The sequence below is a fragment of the Novosphingobium resinovorum genome, assembly GCF_001742225.1.
In the GTDB taxonomy this organism is placed as follows: Bacteria; Pseudomonadota; Alphaproteobacteria; order Sphingomonadales; family Sphingomonadaceae; genus Novosphingobium; species Novosphingobium resinovorum_A.
Genome location: NZ_CP017075.1, coordinates 371,482 through 393,617, shown reverse-complemented (window position 1 = coordinate 393,617; position 22,136 = coordinate 371,482). Strand labels below are relative to the sequence as shown.

Here is a 22,136-nt window from a genome sequence, read left to right as displayed (position 1 = left end):
CAGTCTGATCCTTACGGGAGCAGACGCACTCGCCTGCTTCCGGCGTCGAGGATTTCGCACCGCCGGAATCTGCGAAAGGAGCATCAATGACCCCCCACATGAAGCGTCTGCTTCTGGCCTCGACCCTGCTGATGGGCCTGCCCGCGGCAGCGCACGCGCAGGACGAAGCGCCCTCCGCCACGGACGCGGCCGATACCGGCGACGCGATCGTCGTCACCGGCTCGCGCCTGCGCAATGCCAACCTCGAGCAGGCCGCGCCGATCATGGCCGTGACCGCCGCCGAGATGAAGGCGACCGGACAGGTCAACGTCGAGAACGTTCTGAAGGAAATCCCGCAGCTGGTCCCCGACCAGACCGGCGCCTCGAACAATCCGGGTGACGGCGTCGCCACCGCAAACCTGCGCGGCCTCGGCGCCCAGCGCACGCTGGTACTGGTCAACGGCCGCCGCTACGTCTCGTACGACACCAACCAGATCGTCGACCTGAACACGATCCCGACCGCCCTGCTGGAGCGCGTCGACGTGGTGACCGGCGGCAAGTCGGCCGTCTACGGTTCGGACGCGGTCACCGGCGTCGTCAACTTCGTGACGAAGCAGGACTACGACGGTATCCAGGCCAACGCCAACTACCGTTTGACCGACGCGGGTGACGGCGCGCAGTACACGGGCGGCATTCTGGCGGGTAAGAACTTCGCGGACGGCCGCGGCAACATCACCGTCTACGGCGAGTACAGCCAGCGCAAGGCGATCACGCAGGCATCGCGCAGCTACACCAAGACGGCCATGACCGACGGCGACGATGGCACCCTCGTCGCGGGTGGCTCCTCGTCGATCCCGGCGACGCGCATGAATCTGGGCGGCACCAACTACAAGTTCGGGCAGGACGGCAGCTATTCGGCCTACGACAGCAGCACCGACGCTTACAACTACGCGACCGAGAACTACCTGCAGGTCCCGCAGAAGCGCGAACTCGTCTTCGCGCAGGCGCACTTCGACGTCAGCGACGCGCTGACCCTCTATGCCGAGGGCCAGTACGTCCACAACCGCGTCAAGAACCAGCTCGCGCCGACCCCGGTGACCGGCAGCTTCTCGATCGACAACGACAGCTCGTTCCTCTCGGCCGACAGCCAGGCGTTGCTGCAGGGCTACGACACCGACGGCGATGGCTACACCACCGCCAACATCTACCGCCGCCTGAGCGAGATCGGCGACCGCGTGCAGGTCACCGACAGCAAGGCGGTGCGCGGCCTGATCGGCGCGCGCGGCGACATCGGCCACGACTGGAGCTACGACGTCTACGCCAGCTTCTCGCGCACCCGGCGGACCGAGTACCAGTACGGCAACATCTCGCGCAGCCGTTTGCAGCAGGGCCTGCTGACGACCTATGACGCCAACGGCAACCTCGTCTGCACCGACACCAGCAACGGCTGCGTGCCCGTCAACATCTTCGGCGAGGGCAACATCAGCGACGCGGCGGTCGACTTCCTGTCGATCGACACCGTCAACCGCTCGACCATCACCGAGAAGGTCGTCAGCGGCGCGATCAGCAACAACAACCTGTTCGACCTCGGCGCAGGCCCGGCCGGTTTCGCGTTCGGCGCCGAGTACCGCTCCGAGCACGGCAGCTACAACCCGGACGAACTGCTGTCCTCCGGCGACGTCGTCGGCTTCAACGCCAGCGATGCCACGGCAGGCGGCTACAACGTCAAGGAACTGTTCGCCGAGATCGACGTGCCGCTGATCGCCGACAAGCCCTTCATCGAGCGCCTCGAATTCAACGGCGCGGCCCGCTACTCGTACTACTCGACGGCGGCCAAGTCGGTGGGCACCTTCTCGGCCGGGCTCGTCTACGCGCCGATCAAGGACATCAGCTTCCGTGGCCAGTTCTCCCGCGCGGTGCGTGCGCCGACGGTGAACGACCTCTACAGCGGCAGCTCGCAGAACTTCGAGACCGCGACCGACCCGTGCTCGACCCCGGACGCGACGAGCTACTCCAACCTTTACGCCGCCTGCGTCGCCTCGGGCGTCGCCGCTGCGGACGTGGGGAACGACCAGTACAACGCCGCCGCGACCCAGATCGAAAGCTACAACGGCGGCAACACCAAGCTGCGCGAGGAGACCGCGAACACCTACACCTTCGGTGTCGTGCTCCAGCCGCAGATGATCCCGGGCCTGTCGATCACGGCCGACTACTATCACATCAAGATCGACAACTTCATCACCGCCGTCGGCACCGCCAACCTGCTCACGGCCTGCTACGGCGACGCGGGCAACAACTACACGTCCTACGACAGCAGCACCTGTTCGCTGCTGCCGCGCGACAGCACCGGCACCATCGTCGGCGCCATCGACAACCTGAGCAACACCGGCGGCGTCAAGACCGACGGCATCGACTTCGACGCGCAGTACACCATCCCGCTGGCGTTCGGCCGCAACAACTCCAGCAAGCTGAACCTGCGCGTCGCGGGGTCTTACCTGATGAACTGGACGTTCCGCCCGATGGCCTCGCTGCCCGACCTCGTGGTCGACTGCGCGGGCAAGTTCGGCCTGAGCTGCAGCAACGTCTACGCCAAGTGGCGCCTCAACAGCCGCGCCACTTGGTCGACCGAGGACCTGAGCGTGTCGCTGGCATGGCGCCACCTCTCGGCAGTGGACGACGACACCGGCGGCTATGCGGTCGACCACATCCCGGCCTATAACTACTTCGACCTCAGCGCGAGCGTCGACGTGGCCAAGCGCTTCACCTGGAACATCGGCATGAACAACATGTTCAACAAGAAGCCGCCGGTCCTTGGTGACAACCAGGAGCAGTCGAACACCTATCCGTCGACCTACGACGTCTACGGTCGGACGTTCTTCACCGGCATCACCGTCGACTTCTGATCGAAGGCGCAGGGGCGATGCGAATCGCCCCTGTCCACCGGGAATGGATGCGTCCTTGCGGTACTCGCCGCAGGGGCGCTTCCGCTCGCCTGAATGAAATATTGATGAAATTGCAGGTTCAAGTTCGCCCCATAGCGTCCGGGGCATGCCAAAGCCCTCCCAGACTTCGACTTCAGGTACCGCCGGCACTGCCGGGATCAACCGCCTGATCGCCTCCGCCTTTCGCGTCCGCCTCGTCAGCGACGTGCCCGAAAGGCTGGCCCGATCCCCGCTGCCCTACCGGCCCAACGCCAAGCGGCGCGAGCGGATCACGACCATCCAGCGGCGCGGCGTGCTGTTCATCCATGTGCCCAAGAACGCGGGCACCTCGGTCTGCCACCAGCTCTACGGAACCCAGATCAAGCACGAAACCGTGCGCTACTACGCCAGCGTCGCCCCGCGCGTGCTCGACCTTCCGAGCTTCGCCATCCTGCGCGACCCGGTCTGCCGGTTCCTTTCGGCCTTCGCCTATGCCAGCAACGGCGGCACCCGCGATCGCAAGGTCGCCCGCCCCTTCAACGCGCGCTACCGCGCGTTCGAAACCGTGGACGACGCCATCGACCACCTCGCCACCGCGCGCAGCCCGTTCGACATCGACCACATCTTCCGCCCGCAGTCCTGGTATCTGACCGACGCCAGGGGCGACTGCCGCGTCGAAAACCTGATCCCCTACGAGGAGATCGACAGCCTCGGCGCCATCATGGGGCTGGACGAACTCGACGCCCTGCCCCGCCTCAACCGCAGCAATAAAGCCGCCGCGCCGATCCGGCTCAATCCCAGCCAGGAAGCCTTCATCGAGGACTTCTACGCCGGGGATTATGCCCTGTGGCGCGGCGCCATGCGGGTCACCAGCCTGAAGTCTCGCCCTTGTTCTGCGCGTCGAGCCACTTCTTGAGCGGCGCGAAGTAGTCCAGCATCGGCTTGGCGCTCATCTGCGGCGAGCCGGTGAACGTCTTGAGCGCCTCGGGCCAGGGCTTCGACATGCCCATCGCCAGCATCGCATTCAGGTTCTCGCCGACCTTCTTGTTGCCGTAGAAGCTGCAGCGGTGCAGCGGCCCCTTCCACCCGGCCTGCTTGCACGCCGCCTGATAGAACTGGAACTGCAGAATCCGCGCGAGGAAGTAGCGGGTGTAAGGCGTGTTGCCCGGAACGTGGAACTTCGCGCCCGCATCGAACCCGTCGTCCGAGCGCGCCGAGGGCGGGGTGATGCCCTGATAGTCGAGGCGCATCTTCGTCCACGCCTTGTTGTAGTCGGCGGGCTGGATCGAGCCGTCGAAGATGCCCCAGCGATAGCGGTCGATCATCAGGCCGAACGGCAGGAACGCGACTTTGTCCATCGCCTGACGCAGCAGCAGGCCGATGTCCTTGTCGGCGCCGGGGACCTTGCTCTTATCGAGCAGGCCGATCTGCACGAGGTACTGCGGCGTGATCGACAGCGCGATGAAGTCGCCGATCGCCTCGTGGAAGCCGTCGTTGGCGCCGTTCAGGTAGAGATATGGCTGCTTGTTGTAGGCGCGCTGGTAATAGTTGTGGCCCAGTTCGTGGTGGATCGTGACGAAATCCTCCGAATTGACCTTCGTGCACATCTTGATGCGGATGTCGTCCTTGTTGTCGACGTCCCATGCCGAGGCATGGCAGATCACCTCGCGGTCGGCGGGCTTGGTGATCATCGAGCGGGTCCAGAACGTGCCCGGCAGCGGATCGAAGCCCAGCGAGGAATAGAAGCCCTCGCCCGCCTTCACCATGTCGAGCGGCTTCTTGCCCTGCGCCTTCAGCAGATCACCGATATCATATCCGAGATCGCCCGCACCCTGCGGCGCGACGAGCGGGTAGACGTTGCCCCATTCCTGCGCCCACATGTTACCGAGCAGGTCGGCGCGGATCGGCCCCTTGCGCGGCTGCACCGCATCGCCGTACTTCTCGTTCAGCTTGCGGCGCACGTAAGTATGCAGCGCCAGATAGAGCGGCTTGGTCTCTTCCCACAGGCGCTGGGTTTCCGCCGCGAACTGCTCGGGCGTCATGTCGTAGCCCGAACGCCACATCGCACCGACGTCTGCATAGCCCAGTTCCTTCGCGCCCTGGTTGGCGATGCCGACCATCTGCGCGTAGTCCGCCTTCATCGGCGCGCCGACGTTGTCGTGCCAGCTGGTCCACATTTCGGCGAATTCGGCCGGGCTGTGCTGCAGGTTGCCCATCTCCGCCTCGATGTCCGAGCCGTTGATCGGCTTGCCGTCAAGCGTGCCCTTGCCCTTGCCATAGGCCGACGATAGCCGCGTGGTGATCTCGCTCAACTGCGCCGCCGCGCCGGGCGTGTTGGGCGCGGGCAGGACGATGCCCTGACGCAGGATGCCCAGCTTGCGCGACACGTCCGCATCGAGACCGGAAACCTTCGCGAACTTCGCCGCCTCGACTGCGTACTTCACCTGCTTCTCGGTGAGGTCGCCGTTGGACTTCGCCGCCAGCGCGTCGGTATCCTCGGTGATGTAGGTGTAATTGACCCAGTTCGCCTGATTGTTACCCAGCGAGAAGTCAAACAGGTCCTTCTCGGCATCGGCGACGAACTTCGCGGCACCCTCTGCCGTCTGCGGGTAATCCTCCGCATGGGCCGGGACGACGGCGAACGAAAGGCTTGCAGCCAATGCGGCAAGCGCGGTGGAGGCGAATTTCATGGGGGAACCTCTCTGAACCTTTGAATGGCCGCGAGACTAGTCGCCCCTCGCGCGGGATCAACCGCTGGCGAAGGAATATCCGCGGTCACGAGTGCAGCAATGCATCGCCACCAAGCGATCAAAGGAGTGGCCGGGCACACTGAAGCGAGGTTTTGCGACCATGCTGCGGGCTGCTTCCATCAAGCAAGGGGGACGCTCGCTCCACATGCCGATCCATGTCGTCTACGCCACGCCGGAAGGCCGCTCCCGCATGAAGCCCGTGACCATGGCGGGCGGCCTGTCCTACCTCGACCCGCCGCGCCCGGCACTTGGCTGGCGCACGGTGATATGGGAAGGCCTCGCCTTCACCGACATCTTCCACACCGCCAGGGACTTCGGCAGCCTCCAGACGATCCTTGAAGGCCGCCTCACCATTACCGTGACGGATGGAGACCTGCGCCGCGTGACCGGCGGCCCCGGCGACGCCTTCGTCTTCGTCGACACGACCGGTGACGGCCATGAGGCCTCCCGCCCGGACGACGCCACCTTGTGTGCGATCAACATCCGCTTCGCAGACGACTGGGCCGCACTCACCGAAACCTTCGACGGCTGGCCGGAAGAGGCCGTGCCTTTCGCCTGAAACATCCGCACCGTCATTGCGAGCGCAACGAAGCAACCCAGAGCCGCTCGGTGTTGCCCTGGATTGCTACGCTGTGCTCGCAATGACGATAGGCGCGGTCAGCCCAGAAACCCAGCGATCGCCCGGCCGAGATCCTTGAACGTCACCGACGACATGTGATTGCCCGGCACTTCGGCATAAGTGCCCTGCGGCAGTGCCGCCGCGAGGTCCTGCGCCGAGCCGTTGTCGCGATCGTCCGCGCCACACACGCACAGCGTCGGCATCGTCACTTGCGCGATGGCGTCGGGCGCGGTGTCGTCCACCGAGCCAAGCAGCAGGCGCGCGGCCACGCGGTCGATCTTCATCGACTTCATGAAAGCCTGCGCCACGAACGCCTTGTCGCCGCGCTCGATGGTCCCGAAGCGGTCGATGGCGTCGACGAAATGCGCGCTGCGCTTCGCCCAGCCCGACAGGCCCGTCAGCCCCATTCCGCCCAGCACCAGCCGCTGCGGCGCCAGCCCCGCCAGCACGCCGCGCACCGCCGTCCGCGCGCCAAGCGAAAAGCCGCCGAGGTCGTATTCCGAAAGGCCCAGCGAGCCGATCACCGCCTTGAGATCGCGCACCAGCACGTCGGACGGATAGGCATCCGCATCGTGCGGGGCGTCGCTCTGCCCGTGAGCGCGCAAGTCCGGCATGAACACCTCGAAGCCCGCATCGGCCAGGATCTTCGCATTGCCGAACTTGATCCAGTTCACCTCGGCGCTGGAGAACAGCCCGTGCAGCAGCACCAACGGCCGTCCGCCGGTATCGCCCATGGTGTGTAGGGCGAGCTTCGCCCCGCCGAAACCTTCGACGAAATCGGTCTTCACATCGCTCACAGGCAAACTCGCTTTCCGGTCATTCAGGCGGCTCGAGACCGGCGGCCTTCCATCGGTCCATGACGCCCGCATTCTCGGCGCTCGTCATGCCGGGCAAGTGCCGCACGTCGGTCCATGCCGTCAACATGCTTTCGGTCGCATAGTTCTGGCTCGGGCGGAACGGCGCGGGATCGTCGAAACTGCCGACGGTCAGGTCGATGTTGTCCCCGTCCAGAAATGCGAAGCCCAGCGGCGTGCCGCACTGCGAGCAGAACGGCCGATGCGCGATCGGCGATGAGGCGTACCAGTCCGGCTCCGTCTCCCACCGCACCGCGGACTGCGGCGCATTGACGAACGCGATCGACACCCCGCCGGTCGCCCGCTGGCACATGCGGCAATGGCACAAGTATGCCTTGTCGGGCTCAACCTCGGCGCGGTAGCGGATGCGGCCGCACTGGCAGCCGCCGGTCATTGCCCGCGTCATGACGCCGGCTCGGGCGCCAGCGGCCGGATATCGCCGCCAATGTGCCGCATGAAGTCGGCCTTGCCCAGCGGCACGCCCTTCATCCGCAGGATCGCGTAAGCCGTGGTCAGGTGGAAGTAGAGGTTGGGCAGGATCCAGTCGTCGAGATAGCGCTGCGCGGGCAGTTCGAGGTAAACGCCCATTCGCTCCAGCACGATCCGTTTGGCTTCGGGCGTGACGGCCGCGACTTCCGTAGCCAGCAGCGCGATCGTGTCTGCAAGCACCGCGCGGGCTTCTGCCCAGTCGACCACCGGCTGCACTTCGTTGGGCAGGTCCGCGCCCCGGCTCCAGGCGACGAACTGCAGCGGCTGCGTGCAGGTTCCCGCGACCTGCCAGGCCAGCGGATGCATGTCCCCGGCCAGCCGCGCCGCCGCCAGTTCGTCAAACGCGACACCCGCCTCTGCCGCCCATTCCTCGGCCTTGTCGAGCACCGCCGACAGCGTCTCCAGCCGCGCGGCCAGCAGTTCGAGGGCGTTCTTCGTCTCGGCGGCGTCCATGCAATCCTCCATCCCGGTATCAGGTGAAGGTTAGGTGGCTACCGCCGAGCCGATTGCAAGCGCGCCCCTCAGCCCTTCTTGAGGTGGCGGCGGCCCAGCAGTTCCGCGATCTGCACCGCGTTGAGCGCCGCGCCCTTGCGCAAGTTGTCCGACACGCACCACAGCGCCAGGCCGTTGTCCACGGTCGGGTCCTCGCGCACGCGGCTGACGTAGGTAGCGCCGTCACCCACCGCCTCGATCGGAGTGACGTATCCACCGTCCTCGCGCTTGTCGACGAGCATCACGCCCGGCGCCTCGCGCAGGATGTCCTGTGCTTCCTCGGCGCTGATCTCGTTCTCGAACTCGATGTTGAGCGCTTCGGAGTGGCCGACGAAGACCGGAACGCGCACGCAGGTGGCCTGCACCTTGATCTTGGGGTCGAGAATCTTCTTGGTCTCGACCACCATCTTCCACTCTTCCTTGGTGGAGCCGTCGTCGAGGAACACGTCGATGTGCGGGATCACGTTGAAGGCGATCTGCTTGGTGAACTTGCGCGGCACGACCGGGTCGGCGACGAAGATCGCGCGGCTCTGCTCGAACAGTTCGTCCATGCCCGCCTTGCCCGCGCCGGACACCGACTGGTACGTCGCGACGACGACGCGCTTGATCTTCGCCTTGTCGTGCAGCGGCTTGAGCGCGACGACCATCTGCGCAGTCGAGCAGTTGGGGTTGGCGATGATGTTCTTGGCCTTGTACCCGTCGATCGCCTCGGGGTTCACCTCGGGCACGATCAGCGGCACGTCGGGGTCCATGCGGTAGAGCGACGAGTTGTCGATGACCACGCAGCCCTGCGAGGCCGCCTTGGGCGCATAGATCTTCGTCGCGTCCGAACCCGCGGCGAACAGCGCGATGTCCCACCCCGTGAAGTCGAAATGTTCCAGGTTCTTCACCTTGAGCATACGGCCGGTATCGCCATACTCGACTTCGGTGCCCACAGAGCGCGAGGAAGCCACGGCGGCGATCTCGTCCGCCGGGAATTCGCGCTCGGCAAGGATGTTGAGCACTTCACGGCCGACATTCCCCGTCGCACCGACGACGGCAACCCGGTAACCCATGGCAAATTCCCTTTAAAGGCGCCCGGGCAAGCGGACGCAGATACGCCGCGCGGGTTACCCGTCCACGCCCCTCAGGGCAAGCTGCGAAGGTTCCGGACGATCCAGCGTCAGGCAAACGCTGCGGTTGCGGAAGGCTCGGACACCTGCGGGCGCAGGAACGGCTGACGCTTCCAGTACGTCAGCGAGCGCCATATCCATTCGAGCGGCCCACTGAGGAAGAACCGCAGCCAGACATTGGCGAGGACCAGCATGACCACATCGATCACCGTCGCCGCTATCGCCAGTTCGGTCCAGCCGAACTTGCCCCACAGCCCCAGCCCCCAAGGCGCGAAGACGAACCACAGCGTGACGATGCTGGTGAGAATGTAGATCGAGAACGCCATCCGCCCCGCCGCCTTGAACGGCGAAAGCACCGTGCGCCCCGCCTGCGTCTTCATCAGCAGGTTGAACAGGCCGACATGCCCCACGGTCACGGCCAGCCTCGCGAACTCACCTGCGATCGTGCCCGGTGTCGGCCAGGGCGTGAACTTGTAGATTTCCGCCACGTCCCAGGCCCGAAGGCCGCAGCCGACTCCATATGCGACGATTGCCAGTCCGGCGTAGAACCCCATCGAGCGCCCGCCCTGGATTACCCCCCACTTGAACAGGGCCATGCCGAGACACATCGCCGGCACCGCCTCCAGCATGGTAAAGAACAGGCCATTGCCGTCGCCGAAAACCTTGTTCCAGATGAACCAGGCGAACATCACGTATTGATGCGGCCATCCCGCCCGCGCCTTGCGCTCGGCATCGATGGCGACCTGCGCTTCCTTGCTGGGCGGCTTGGAGAGGTCATGCGCGTCCACCTTCTCCTGCCATTTGTCGAGCGTCTTCTTGTCCTCGCCCGAGAGCTTCACGCCTTCGGCGCGCTTCTTCTGCAGCGCTTCGACCTTATGGATACGCTCAACCCGCTCCTGATAGCCGATCACGCCGCCCCCGCCCGGCCAGCCCACCGCCATGAGCGCGGCGAAAGCCATGCCCATCGCCAGCAGCACCTTGGGCGGGGTCTTTCGAAACGGAAACAGCAACAAGGCGCACAGGCCGTAAGCAAGGAGAATGTCACCCACCCAGCCGATCACGAAGATATCGGTCAAGCCGAACAGGACGAGCAGCAGATTGCGGCGATAATAGAGATCGGCGACCGCCACCGGATCGTCCGGCTTCATCGCCTTGGCCGTGAAGACCAGCACGCCCGCGCCGAACAGCAGTTCGAACAGCCCGCGCTGCGTACCCTCCCAGAATATCTGGATCGTCGCCCAGGTGGTCTGATCGGCCGCGCTCCAGGACAGTCGGCGGAAGTCGTGCATCCACGACGACACGTTGGTGCCCATGAAAGGGATGTTCATGTAGAGGATACCGAGGATCGCAATCCCACGCATCACGTCGATCACATCGATCCGTGCACGCCCCCTGACCGGGCCGAATTCCGCCACTTCCCCCGCCATGACTGCCCTCACCAGTATTCTGACGGGATCGTAAGTGAGCGGCAAAACACAGTCAATCAAACGCTATTCGCCAGTTCATGACAAATACCGCCACATTGAATTACTTGAACATCAACACGCTGAGAAACTGACCGAAACTGCGGATCGATTTGGACAATGCAAATCTCACTTCACTATCGAGGCGCGGCATGCGGCGATCGCGATTGGCCACCAGAGTGTCGAGAAAGGCATCGTCAGATTCTTCCGCAAAAGCCTCAAGGTCGCAAATCAGCATGGGGTCCGCCACCAGTTCGGCAGCTTCCAGCAAGGGCATGGACACTGTTTCACCGCGCAGGGCCTTCGACAGGAACGGCAAAGCCGCGCGAGGGTCTATCAGCGCGAGCCCATGAATGGCCTCGACGCGTACCTCGGAGGCATCATCCTCAGCCGCCTCGGACAAAGCGGCGCGGACGTCCGGTCGATCCAGTTTCAGTTGAGACAACAGCATCACCGCCCAATCGCGATTGGCCGCGTCTGTGTGACGGGTCGCCGCAATGAGCCGCTGCAGGTTCGCTTCGCCGAACACATGGCCACCGAAACACACGTCATCGACAATGACGGCCTGCAGAAATTCCGAAGGCGGAAAGTAGCGATCGGGCATGGCGACAGTCGGCCCACAGCGTCGGCCAAGAGCGATACCCGGCACCGATCCTCCTCCAGCGGGAAGAGGATCGGCAACCGTTAGTCAGTGCGCGGTGGCTCCGGCCGCAGCCGTGTGCGCTGCCGGCGCAGCGGCGAGTTCGTCCGCCTCGGTCCACTCAATGGCGGTGAGCGGCTCGGTCAGCGCCTTGGCCAGCACTTCATCCACGTGAGCGACGGGGATGATTTCCAGCCCCTGCTTCACGTTGTCGGGGATTTCGGCGAGGTCCTTGCGGTTCTCTTCCGGGATCAGCACCGTGGTGATGCCGCCGCGCAGGGCGGCCAGAAGCTTTTCCTTGAGGCCGCCGATCGGCAGCACGCGGCCGCGCAGGGTGACTTCGCCGGTCATGGCGATGTCCTTGCGCACCGGATTGCCGGTGAGCGTCGAGACGATCGAGGTCACCATGCCGATACCTGCCGAAGGACCATCCTTGGGCACAGCACCTTCGGGAAGGTGGATGTGGATATCCTTCTTGTGGAACACGCTCGGCTTGATGCCGTAATGCGGCGAGCGCGCACGCACGAAGCTGAACGCGGTCGAGATCGACTCGTTCATCACGTCACCCAGCTTGCCGGTGGCCTTGATATTGCCCTTGCCGGGCACGGTCACGCTCTCGATGGTCAACAGTTCGCCGCCCACTTCGGTCCAGGCAAGCCCGGTGACGGCACCAACCTGGTGCTCTTCCTCGCCCATGCCGTGGCGGAACTTCCGAATCCCCGCGAATTCGTCGAGGTTTTCCGGCGTGATGGTGACCGCCTTGGCCTTACCCTCGAGAATCTGGCGCAGCGACTTGCGCGCCAGCCGCGCGATCTCGCGCTCCAGCGTACGTACGCCAGCTTCGCGGGTGTAATAGCGGATCAGGTCGCGCAGGCCTTCCTGCGTCAGCGTGAATTCGCCCGTCTTGAGCCCGTGCGCTTCCACCTGCTTGCGGATCAGGTGACGCTCGGCGATCTCGACCTTCTCGTCCTCGGTGTAACCCTCAAGACGGATGATCTCCATGCGGTCAAGCAGCGGCTGCGGCAGGTTCAGGCTGTTCGCGGTGCACACGAACATCACGTCCGAAAGGTCGATGTCGAGTTCCAGATAGTGATCCTGGAACTTCGCGTTCTGCTCCGGATCAAGCACTTCGAGCAGCGCCGAAGCCGGATCGCCGCGGAAGTCCTGGCCCAGCTTGTCGATCTCGTCGAGCAGGAACAGCGGGTTGGACTTGCCCGCCTTGCGCAGGTTGGTCACGATCTTGCCCGGCAGCGAGCCGATGTAGGTGCGGCGGTGGCCGCGAATCTCGGCCTCATCACGCACGCCGCCCAGCGACTGGCGGATGAACTCGCGCCCCGTCGCCTTGGCGATCGACTTGCCCAGCGAGGTCTTGCCCACGCCCGGCGGGCCGACGAGGCACAGGATCGGCCCCTTCAGCTTGTTGGTCCGCGCCTGCACCGCGAGGTACTCGACGATGCGGTCCTTGACCTTGTCGAGCGCGTAATGATCGGCGTCGAGGATTTCCTGCGCCGAGGAAATGTCGCGCTTGAGCTTGCTCTTCTTGCCCCAGGGCAGGCCCAGCAGCACGTCGAGGTAGTTGCGGATGACGGTTGCCTCGGCGCTCATCGGCTGCATCGACTTGAGCTTCTTCAGCTCGCCGACGGCCTTTTCCTTGGCTTCCTTGGAGAGCTTGGTCTTCTCGATCCGCTCGGCCAGTTCCTGCAGTTCGTTACCTTCGTCGCCCTCGCCGCCGCCGAGTTCCGACTGGATCGCCTTGAGCTGTTCGTTGAGGTAATATTCGCGCTGGGTCTTTTCCATCTGGCGCTTCACGCGGCCGCGAATCTTGCGTTCCACCTGCAGGACGCCGAGTTCGCCCTCCATGAAGGAATAGACCATCTCAAGACGCTTGAGCGGGTCGGACTCGGAAAGCACCGCCTGCTTGTCCGAGACCTTGGCCGACAACTGCGCGGCGACGGTGTCGGCCAGCTTGGCCGCATCTTCGATATCGCCGAGCTGTTCGCCCGCGTCCTGGCTGAGCTTCTTGTTGAGCTTGGCGTATTCGTTGAACTGGTCGACGACGGTGCGCATCATCGCCTCGACCTCGGTGCCCTCGGCCTCGGTCGGCGCTATCGCCTCAACTCCCGCGACCAGCATCTCGCCCTCATCCGTGGTTTCGGAGCGCAGGGTTTCGAGGCGGGCACGGTCCTGCCCTTCGACCAGCACGCGCACGGTGCCGTCCGGCAGCTTGAGCAGCTGCAGGACGCTGGCGATCACGCCGGTATCGTAGAGGTCGTCACGATCCGGATCGTCGCAGCTGGGATCGAGCTGGGCGAGCAGGAAGATGTCCTTGTCTCCCGCCATCGCCGCCTCAAGCGCGGCCACGGATTTCTCGCGGCCCACGAAGAGAGGCACGACCATGCCCGGGAAAACGACGATGTCACGCAGCGGCAGAAGCGGAAGCAGGTTCAATGCACTTGTCCAATCATCTCGCACGGGGACTGCATCTTGGCCCAGCCCCGGCATATTCCCGCAGGATATGGGGGGTTTTGGTCGCCTTGCAATCTTTTCGAGGCGAAAGGCCGTGGAAACCCGCCTGTTCGCTACAGGAAATTACCCTCATCACGTTGCGAGGGCATCCCCAGCTAGGTCCGATTTCGAGGTATAATGGCGTGAACCGCACCGTTTCAGCGCAAGACCTTAGCGTCGGCGCGTGGTCCTTCGACAAGCTCAGGACGAGCGGGCCAGGGGCGAAGACTGCAAAAAAGAAAAGCCCAGCCCGAACCACCGCTCAGGCTGAGCTTGTTGAAGCCCCGAAAAGGCAAACGCGCTTTAGAACGGCAGCTTGAAGCCCGGCGGCAGGCCCATGCCCTGCTGGGCCTTGGCGAGTTCCTCGTTCGCCACCGAGTCGGCCTTGACGCGCGCGTCGTTGTAGGCGGCCGCGATCAGGTCTTCGAGGATCGGCTTTTCCGAGGCCACCATCAGGCTGTCGTCGATGGCCACGCCGATCACGCGGCCCTTCGCCGAACAGCGGATCTTGACGAGACCGCCGCCCGACAGCCCCTCGACCTCAAGCTGGTCGAGCTTGCCCTGGGTTTCGTTCATCTGCTTCTGGATGGTCTCGGCGGCCGCTTGCGCGGCCTGGATCATCTCTTCCATCGACTTCATCTCAACGTCTCCAATTGCGGCCGCCACCGCCGATGGCGGCCTGGCGATCTTCCTGAATGAGTTCGGCGCCGGGGAATGCCGCCAGCGTCGCCTCGACCAATGGCGAGGATCGCAGCGCCTCGGCGTCGGCAGTCTTCTTTACCTGGTGCACTTCGACGAGGGTGGGCGCGCCTTCTCCCGCGACTTTCTCGACCTGCCAGCGTTCGCCGGTCGCGGCTTGCAGGCCGCCGCGCAGAACGGCGACGATGTCCTCGTTGAAGCCCGGCGGCTGGGCATAGCGCAGCAGGCCGGGCGAAAGCTCGACCACCCGCACCTGCATGCGCATGGTGTTCGCGGCGGACATCTCACCCGCATGCTCGACATCATCGACCAGCGCTTCCCAGCGCGGCGAGATCGCAGCCGGTGACATTGCGACAGGCGCGCCCGACGCGGCACTTCCCTGCTCGGCCACAGGAGCCGCAGGCGCTCGGGAGGCGATTTCCTCCAGCTTGCGGACCAGTGCGCCGGGGTCAGGCATGTCGCTGGCGTGCATGATCCGCAGCAGCGCCATCTGCGCCGCGACGAGCGGATCGGGCGCGGACTTCACCTCGTCATGCCCCTTGAGCAGCAGTTGCCACAGGCGATGGAGTTGCCCCGCCCGCAGCGACTTAGCCCAACCCTCGATCGCCTCGCGCTCCTCGGTGGAGTGCGCTTCGGCGCTGCCGCTGACTTGCGCCACGGCGACGCGGTGGGTCAGGTCCATGAGGCCGCGCATCAGCGCGATCGGCTCGACACCGAGCGCGAACTGGTGCGCGACGAGGTCGAGCAGGTCGCCGCCCTTGCCGTCCAGGATCGCGGCGATGAGCTTGCGCTGCACGCTCTTGTCCGAGAGACCGAGCATGTCGCGGACCTTGTCGGCGCGGACCTGGCCTTCTCCATCAAGATCGGCATGCGCGATGGCCTGATCGAGAATCGAGAGGCCGTCGCGCACCGAACCCTCGGCGGCGGCGGCAACCATCGCAAGTGCCTCGGCCTCGGCCTCGACGCCTTCCTTTGCGCAGACGTGCGCGAAGTGGCCCGCCAGCATCGGCGCGGGGATACGGCGCAAGTCGAAGCGCTGGCAGCGCGACAGCACCGTGACCGGCAACTTGTCCACCTCGGTCGTCGCGAAGAGAAACTTCACGTGCGCCGGTGGTTCCTCAAGAGTCTTGAGCAACGCGTTGAAAGCATTGCGCGAGAGCATGTGAACTTCGTCGATGATGTAGATTTTGTAGCGCGCCGAGACGGCGGCATAGCGCACCGCCTCGATGATCTCGCGCACGTCGTCGACGCCGGTGTGGCTGGCGGCGTCCATCTCGATGACGTCGATATGGCGGCCCTCGGCGATAGCGACGCAGGGTTCGCACTGGCCGCAAGGGTCGATCGTCGGGCCACCCTGCCCGTCCGGGCCGATGCAGTTGAGGGCCTTGGCGATGAGGCGCGCGGTCGAGGTCTTGCCGACCCCGCGCACGCCGGTCATCAGGAAGGCATGAGCCAACCGATCGCGCTTGATCGCGTTGGCGAGGGTCTGGACCATCGCCTCCTGCCCGATCAGTTCGGCGAAGGTCTGCGGACGATACTTGCGCGCGAGCACGCGGTAGGGCTGCGCTGTCGTTCCGGCAGGGGCGGGCTTGGCCGAGGGCGCTTCGACGGGCTTTGGCTGAGCGGGAACGACGGCAGGTTCGGTTGCCTCGGCGAACATGGCGCTTTGCCCGGCTGCTTCGAGTTCGGCAGTGGTGGGCTTTGGCTCCGGCGTCGCTTCCGGCTCAGGAGCGCCGAACATCGACTGCTGCCCTGCTGCCTCCAGTTCGGCGGCATCGGGCTTGTCGTCAGCGTCGTCTTCGTCCCAGGGGGGCGTATCGCCGAACATGTCGCGTGAATCGTCCATCGTCGCTCAAACTAGGGGTTCGCGCCCGGGATGTCAGGAGGAAAGCGGCACGCTTACCGGCATGTTCCACAGCCTTCGCATCCAGAAGGACACAAAGACGTGAAAATTCAACGATGTAGAAAAATGAAGGAGCCGAACGACCCGCCGCAACCCGTTGTGGCTGCTTCCTTCCGGACCTGACCAAGTTGGCGGACGCAAACGCCCGTCCGACTCCCGAAGCGCCCTATGGCGGTGGTTTGACAGGAAAGCAAGCGTCAGACGTAATGGAATCGGCATTGGGCGATTTCCAGCCGCTGCTCCGCTCCACTTCCGGCGACGCGATAGACCAGCCTGTCCGCCTGATTGATCCGCCGCGACCACCAGCCCTGCAATTCGCCCTTGAGCGGCTCCGGCTTTCCGGTCCCCTTGAAAGGCGTCCGGCGGCACTGTTCGATCAGCGCATTCAGCCTTTCCAGCGTGGTACGGTCATTGGCGACCCAGTGCTGGTAATCCTCCCAGGTGCGAGAGGCGAAAACGATTTTCACTCCAGCCTCCTATGGCTGGACGAGATTGCGTTCCTGCCCTTCCCCCCCATCGAGTTCCCGAACGGAATCGCGCAGGCGGGTCGAATTCGCCGGGGTCGAGACAAGGTGCATGGTTTCGGCCATTGCGTTCCAGTCGGACAGCGAGACCACGACCACCGCTTCCGCCTTTTGGCGTGTAACGATGACGGGTGAACGATCGTCCACCACATGATCCATCAGCGCCTTGAAATTGGCGCGCGCTTCGGAGAACGGGAGCACTTCCATGACGTAAATATGTACAAAAATTTGTACAACGTCAAGTCGTGCCCCCTAATATCTCAGCGGAAGTTGTCGGCGTAAGCCTGGATCTTGAGCCGGCGCGGCGGCGTGGCGTGGATGGCGGCCTCGATGCCGTACTTATCGGCATAAGCCTTTGCCTCGTCCGAGGTCGGGAAGCGCAGGATGACCTGCTGCTGCATGTCGCCCGAACCGGCCCAACCCATCAGGGGATCGGGCTTCTTAGCCTCCGACGGTGTGAACTCGAGGGTCCACTGATCGAGCAGCGCCTTGCCGGACTGCATGGCGTTCTTCGGGCGTTGATAGATGCGTGCGCTCATGAGCCAGCGCTTTGCCCTCGAATCGAGGCTGAAATCAAGCGCGAATCACGCCTTGCGGCCTCCACCACCTTTCATGGCTTCGAAGGCATTGCGGGTCTTGAGGCTGGGGTCCTCGTTCCAGGGCTCGTCCGGCCAGCGGTGCCGCGGGTAGCGGCCTTTCATGTCGCGCTGCACGTCGCGCCACGATCCGCGCCAGAAGCCCGGCAGGTCGCGCGTGGTCTGGAGCGGGCGGCCGGCGGGCGAAGTCAGCTTGAGCAGGAGCGGCTGCGACGGCTGACCGAAACCGGGATGCCGGTCGAGCCCGAACAGCGCCTGCACGCGTATCTCGACGGAGGGGCCGCCCTCGTCCTCGTAGTCGATCGGATGGCTGGTCCCTACGGGACTGCGGAATTCTGCGGGCGCGAGGCGTTCAAGCTCCTGCTGGTCGTTCCAGTCCATCCGGTTGCGCAAGGCCTGCGACAAGGCGCCGCCATCGAGCGCGTCGAGACGGCGGCCGAGCAGCGGGCCGAGCCAGTCCTCGAGGTCCGCCAGCAGCGCCTCTTCGGACAGCGCCGCGATCCCGGCATAGCGTGCGCGGCGCAGAAACCCTTGCGCGCCCTTGCCCAGCGGCACCAGCGACAGGCCCTTGAGACGGATTCGCTCGATCAGGAAAGCGCGGATCGCCTCGGGATCGGGGGCTGGATCGGGTCCGCTCGTCAGGGTGATGGCGCCCATGCAGCGCTCCAGCCGCGCCTCGACCCGCGCGTCGCCCTCGTTCCAGCGCAGAATGGTGCGACGTTCGATGGCGTCACCCAGCCACGCCTCGACTTCGGCAATCTCCAGCGAGGCACCGGAAAGAATGCGCGCGCCTTTCGCCTGGCCCTGCGCATCACCGATCACCATCCACTCGCGCGCAGCCAGCGGCGAGGCGGGATCGAGCACGTAGCCCCGCCCCCCGGCGCTCAGCCACGTCTCGCCCGAACCGTCGCGGCGGCGTGCCAGCATGTCCGGGCGGCCGAGTGCGAGAAGCACGCCGGGCGGCAGATCGTCCGAAGCGCCCGCCCGCACCAGTCCGGCCGCACGGCGTGCCCAGCCCGAAGCCAGCTTGCGCGAGGCCTGCGCGCGGGGGGCACGATCGGCGTTCCAGCGCGAGAGCCGCTGTGCGAGATCGTCGCTACGGCCACCTAGACCGCGCTCCTGCAACAGCAGCGCCAGTTTCGCGGCATCTTCGCCTGCGCCGTGTTCAGCGGCGCGCAAGATCATCGCCGCCTGTGGCGGATCCATCGGCAGGCTCGCGACCTTGCGGCCGAACGCGGTAATGCGCCCCGCCTTGTCCAGCGCGCCGAGTGCGGCGAGGCCCTTGCGCGCCGCCTCCAGCGCAGGCACCGGCGGCGGATCGAGCCACGCCATCGCCTCGGGAGCGCCTGCCCCCCACTGCGCCAGCGCAAGGGTTAGCGGCGCGAGGTCGCTGGTCAGCATTTCCGGCGGGTCGAACTCGGGGCGGCCTGCATGCGCGGCTTCTTCCCACAAGCGGTAGGCGACGCCGGGCTGCTGGCGTGCGGCGCGCCCCGCACGCTGGGCGGCCGAAGCCCGGCTGGCGCGGTGCGTGACGAGCCGGGTCACGCCCGCCGCCTTGTCGAACTCCGCGCGGCGCGAAAGGCCCGCGTCCACCACCACCGAAACGCCGTCGAGCGTCAGCGAGGTCTCGGCGATGGCGGTCGCAAGCACCACGCGGCGGCGTCCTTCTGGATCGCGCCGGATCGCTGCACGCTGGGCGGCGGGCTCGCACTGTCCGTGGAGCGGGAGGACCAGCGCGGAGGGCAGTTTCTGGACCAGCGCTTCCGCTACGCGCTCGATCTCGCGCACACCGGGCAGAAACGCGAGCACGTCGCCCCCCCGCCCTTCCTGTGCCGTCTCACGCCATGCGGTGAGGACGGCCGAGGTCACCGCATCCTCGATCCGCCTGTCCGGCGCGTGCCCAAGCCAGCGCAGGTCCAGCGGCCAGGCCTTGCCCGCGCTCTCGATGACCGGCGTGCCCTCGCCCAGCAGCCGGGCGAAGCGGGTGCCGTCGATGGTGGCCGACATCACCACCACCCGCAGGTCCTCGCGCAGGATGCTGCGGCTTTCGATCGCAAGGGCAAGGCCGAGGTCGCTGTCGAGATGGCGTTCGTGCGCCTCGTCGAACAGCACGGCGGACACGCCCGGAAGCTCCGGATCGGCAAGGATCGTCGAGACGAAGATCGCCTCTGTCATCACCAGGACACGGGTGCGGGCCGAGCGCTTGACGTCGAGACGGGTGATGTAGCCGATCGTCTCGCCCGCCGCCTCGCCGAGCCCCTCGGCCATGCGTTCCGCAGCGGCGCGCGCGGCGACACGGCGCGGGGAAAGAAGGATGACGGTGCCGGTGCACCAGCCCTCGCCCAGCAGGGCCGGGGCAAGCGCGGTGGTCTTGCCGGCCCCGGGCGGCGCGATCAGCACCGCGCCCGTCCCCGCACGCAAGGCGGCGAGGAGGTCAGGCAGGACGGCATGGATCGGTAGCGTGCTCACGCCCGGGCGTTTAGCGTCTGATCCGCCCACTTGGAAGCGGCGCCGATCCATGCCCTTTACTGCCCCAAAATCACCGGATCGGCTGTAACTACGGGATCGTTTCGCAAGGCACGTGCACTTTTCATAAAGACTTGGACACTATCCGGGATCACTTGCGATCTCCCCGTTCTCGAATTGCAGACGCGCACCCCATGAACGTTGCCGGTCAGTACCCTCTCAGCGTCGCGCAGTATCTGCGCCTGCGCGAGCACATACCACCGCTGTACGGGCTGCTTTCGATCAATGCCGCCGTCCTGGCCTTCACCCATCGCCAGTTGGCGCCAACATTGCTGGTCTACACGATCCCGAGCATCCTGATCGCGGCGTGCGTCGTGCGCATGATCGTCTGGACCCGCCCGGTGAAGCCCGCCGACCTCGAACCCGAGGCGGTCCGCCGACGCCTGCGCCGCACCCATTTCTTCGCGGTGGCCTTTTCGATGGCCTTCGTCGCCTGGTCGCTGACGCTGGACCAGTACGGCGGCCCTTACGAGCACGGCCACGTCGCCGTCTTCGTCTCGGTAACGGTGCTGGGCTGCGTATTCTGCCTCAGCTTCCTGCCCCGCGCGGCCATGGCGGTCTGCGTCACCGTGCTGGGCACGTTCCTCACCTATTCGCTGTTCATCGGCCATGAGGTGCTTGTCGCCATCGCCGCGAACATCACCCTGGTCGCGATCGGTATCCTCAAGATCCTGCGCGATTCCTACCGGTCCTTCGTCGATCTCGAAACGTCCCAGCGCGACCTCAACAACGAGCGCCAGCAGGCGCAGATACTCGGCGAGGAGAATGCCCGCCTCGCCCAGACCGACGCATTGACGGGGATGCCCAACCGCCGCTTTTTCTTCGCCACGCTGGAAGGCCTGCTGGAGCGCGCCGGACCCGACGACCGCTTCAGCGTCGGCCTCATCGACCTCGACCGCTTCAAGCCGATCAACGACACTCACGGCCATGCCCATGGCGATCGCCTGCTGCAGATCATCGGCGCGCGCATGAACGCCGCCTGCCCTCCCGACGCCATCGTCGCCCGGCTCGGCGGCGACGAGTTCGGGCTGATCGTCATGAGCGGGCCACCCGAGGCCGAACGCGTCGCGAGCGACTTGTGCCGCGCCATCCGCGAACCCGCACGCATCGGCGACATCATGGTTTCCGTCGGCTGCTCCGCCGGCCTTGCCGTCTATCCGGAGACCGCAGCCAGCGCCAACCTGCTGTTCGACCGCGCCGACTTCGCGCTCTACCACGCGAAGAACCACAAGCGCGGCCAGTGCGTGCTGTTTTCGCAGGAACTGGAGCGACTGATCCGCAGCGAGCAGGCACTTGACGCAGCGCTGCAGCTGGCCGACCTGGAGAGCGAGCTGTCGCTGAACTACCAGCCGATCGTGGCGACCGACGATCTCGACACGATCGGCGTCGAATGCCTCGCCCGCTGGCACTCGCCCCGGCTGGGCGACATTGCGCCCGAACTGCTGATCGCCTCTGCCGAGCGCGTCGGGCGTGCACGCGACGTCACGTTGACGCTGTTCGACAAGGCGCTCGACGCACTGGCGCGGCTGCCTGCCGGTCTGCGCCTGTCGTTCAACCTGTCGGGCAACGACATCTGCAACCCGCAGACGATCGATGCCCTGCTCCAGCGCATGGCCGCTTCCGCATGCGATCCGCGCCGCGTGCTGATCGAAATCACCGAATCCTCGCTGATCTCGGAGTTCGCCATAGCCAGCGCCGCGCTTGAACGGCTGCGGCAGACGGGGATGCGGATCGCGCTTGACGATTTCGGCACCGGCTATTCCAGCCTGTCCTCGCTGCACCAGTTGCCGCTGGACATGGTGAAGATCGACCGCAGCTTCGCGGTGCGGCTGGACGAGGCTTCCGGCCGCCGCCTGATCACGGCGATCCGTCACCTCGCCCGCTCGCTCTCGCTGGAATGCGTGATCGAGGGAATCGAGACGGAGAACCAGTTTGTCAGCGCAAGGCTGGCAGGGTTTTCGCTGGCGCAGGGCTATTTCATCGCCCGCCCCATGCCGCTGGCAAGACTGCTGGACCGCCTTGCCCATCCGGGAACAGCCCGCTGGGATGCGGTGGCGGGCTGAC

General features: G+C 65.5%; 18 protein-coding genes and 1 other RNA gene. 4 read left to right on the top strand and 15 right to left on the bottom strand.

Annotated elements, in window-relative coordinates; translation table 11 throughout:
* Positions 1-98 precede the first annotated feature (98 nt).
* Positions 99-2,882, top strand: coding sequence for a TonB-dependent receptor (locus BES08_RS01775; RefSeq protein WP_231958128.1), 2,784 nt, complete (start codon positions 99-101; stop codon positions 2,880-2,882).
* 145 nt (positions 2,883-3,027) lie between these two features.
* Positions 3,028-3,816 carry a sulfotransferase family protein gene (locus BES08_RS01770; RefSeq protein ID WP_036522615.1) on the top strand — a complete coding sequence of 263 codons (789 nt, stop codon included), beginning with the start codon at positions 3,028-3,030 and terminating at the stop codon, positions 3,814-3,816.
* Here the strand turns inward: BES08_RS01770 and BES08_RS01765 are convergent.
* Positions 3,767-5,590 carry a M2 family metallopeptidase gene (locus BES08_RS01765; RefSeq protein ID WP_069707538.1) on the bottom strand — a complete coding sequence of 608 codons (1,824 nt, stop codon included), beginning with the start codon at positions 5,588-5,590 and terminating at the stop codon, positions 3,767-3,769. The genes BES08_RS01770 and BES08_RS01765 overlap by 50 nt on opposite strands.
* Positions 5,591-5,795: 205 nt before the next feature.
* Here BES08_RS01765 and BES08_RS01760 point away from each other — a divergent pair, with 205 nt between their 5' ends.
* Positions 5,796-6,209, top strand: a complete 414-nt coding sequence (locus BES08_RS01760) for a hypothetical protein (protein ID WP_197524415.1) — start codon at positions 5,796-5,798, stop codon at positions 6,207-6,209.
* A 98-nt stretch (positions 6,210-6,307) separates the two neighbouring features.
* Here BES08_RS01760 and BES08_RS01755 read toward each other — a convergent pair whose 3' ends face one another.
* The 14 genes from BES08_RS01755 to hrpB form a co-directional block, all read right to left on the bottom strand.
* A complete protein-coding gene (locus tag BES08_RS01755; protein WP_069707536.1) occupies positions 6,308-7,066 on the bottom strand; it encodes an alpha/beta fold hydrolase in 759 nt (252 codons plus the stop codon).
* A gap of 19 nt (positions 7,067-7,085) precedes the next feature.
* Positions 7,086-7,529 carry a GFA family protein gene (locus tag BES08_RS01750; protein ID WP_069707535.1) on the bottom strand — a complete coding sequence of 148 codons (444 nt, stop codon included), beginning with the start codon at positions 7,527-7,529 and terminating at the stop codon, positions 7,086-7,088.
* Complete coding sequence (locus BES08_RS01745) at positions 7,526-8,065, bottom strand: DUF1993 domain-containing protein (protein ID WP_008830020.1); 540 nt, start codon at positions 8,063-8,065, stop codon at positions 7,526-7,528. Before BES08_RS01745 ends, BES08_RS01750 begins: the two co-directional genes overlap by 4 nt.
* 68 nt (positions 8,066-8,133) lie before the next feature.
* Positions 8,134-9,159: an aspartate-semialdehyde dehydrogenase gene (locus BES08_RS01740; protein ID WP_008830021.1), complete on the bottom strand. Its 1,026-nt coding sequence runs from the start codon at positions 9,157-9,159 to the stop codon at positions 8,134-8,136.
* Positions 9,160-9,266: 107 nt separating this feature from the next.
* Positions 9,267-10,643 carry a DUF418 domain-containing protein gene (locus tag BES08_RS01735; RefSeq protein WP_069707534.1) on the bottom strand — a complete coding sequence of 459 codons (1,377 nt, stop codon included), beginning with the start codon at positions 10,641-10,643 and terminating at the stop codon, positions 9,267-9,269.
* Between the two features lie 100 nt (positions 10,644-10,743).
* A complete protein-coding gene (locus tag BES08_RS01730) occupies positions 10,744-11,283 on the bottom strand; it encodes a HEAT repeat domain-containing protein (protein ID WP_069707533.1) in 540 nt (179 codons plus the stop codon).
* Between the two features lie 84 nt (positions 11,284-11,367).
* The gene (lon, locus tag BES08_RS01725) at positions 11,368-13,716 is read right to left on the bottom strand and encodes an endopeptidase La (RefSeq protein WP_231958209.1); all 2,349 of its coding nucleotides are present in this window, start codon (positions 13,714-13,716) and stop codon (positions 11,368-11,370) included.
* 411 nt (positions 13,717-14,127) lie between these two features.
* Entirely contained in the window at positions 14,128-14,463 is a 336-nt protein-coding gene (locus BES08_RS01720) for a YbaB/EbfC family nucleoid-associated protein (RefSeq protein ID WP_008830943.1), read from the bottom strand.
* Position 14,464: 1 nt separating this feature from the next.
* Entirely contained in the window at positions 14,465-16,369 is a 1,905-nt protein-coding gene (locus BES08_RS01715) for a DNA polymerase III subunit gamma/tau (protein WP_037519972.1), read from the bottom strand.
* Between the two features lie 121 nt (positions 16,370-16,490).
* Positions 16,491-16,587: signal recognition particle sRNA small type (gene ffs / locus BES08_RS01710), an RNA gene on the bottom strand.
* A gap of 36 nt (positions 16,588-16,623) precedes the next feature.
* Complete coding sequence (locus tag BES08_RS01705; protein ID WP_069707532.1) at positions 16,624-16,893, bottom strand: Txe/YoeB family addiction module toxin; 270 nt, start codon at positions 16,891-16,893, stop codon at positions 16,624-16,626.
* A 9-nt stretch (positions 16,894-16,902) separates the two neighbouring features.
* Positions 16,903-17,157: a type II toxin-antitoxin system Phd/YefM family antitoxin gene (locus tag BES08_RS01700; RefSeq protein ID WP_069707531.1), complete on the bottom strand. Its 255-nt coding sequence runs from the start codon at positions 17,155-17,157 to the stop codon at positions 16,903-16,905.
* A gap of 53 nt (positions 17,158-17,210) precedes the next feature.
* Positions 17,211-17,489, bottom strand: a complete 279-nt coding sequence (locus tag BES08_RS01695; protein ID WP_008830939.1) for an ETC complex I subunit — start codon at positions 17,487-17,489, stop codon at positions 17,211-17,213.
* A gap of 45 nt (positions 17,490-17,534) precedes the next feature.
* Positions 17,535-20,015, bottom strand: a complete 2,481-nt coding sequence (gene hrpB, locus BES08_RS01690; protein WP_069707530.1) for an ATP-dependent helicase HrpB — start codon at positions 20,013-20,015, stop codon at positions 17,535-17,537.
* Between the two features lie 191 nt (positions 20,016-20,206).
* Between hrpB and BES08_RS01685 the strand changes: the two genes are divergently transcribed.
* Positions 20,207-22,135 (top strand): putative bifunctional diguanylate cyclase/phosphodiesterase, encoded by a 1,929-nt coding sequence (locus BES08_RS01685; RefSeq protein ID WP_069707529.1) that lies wholly within the window; start codon positions 20,207-20,209, stop codon positions 22,133-22,135.
* Position 22,136 lies beyond the last annotated feature (1 nt).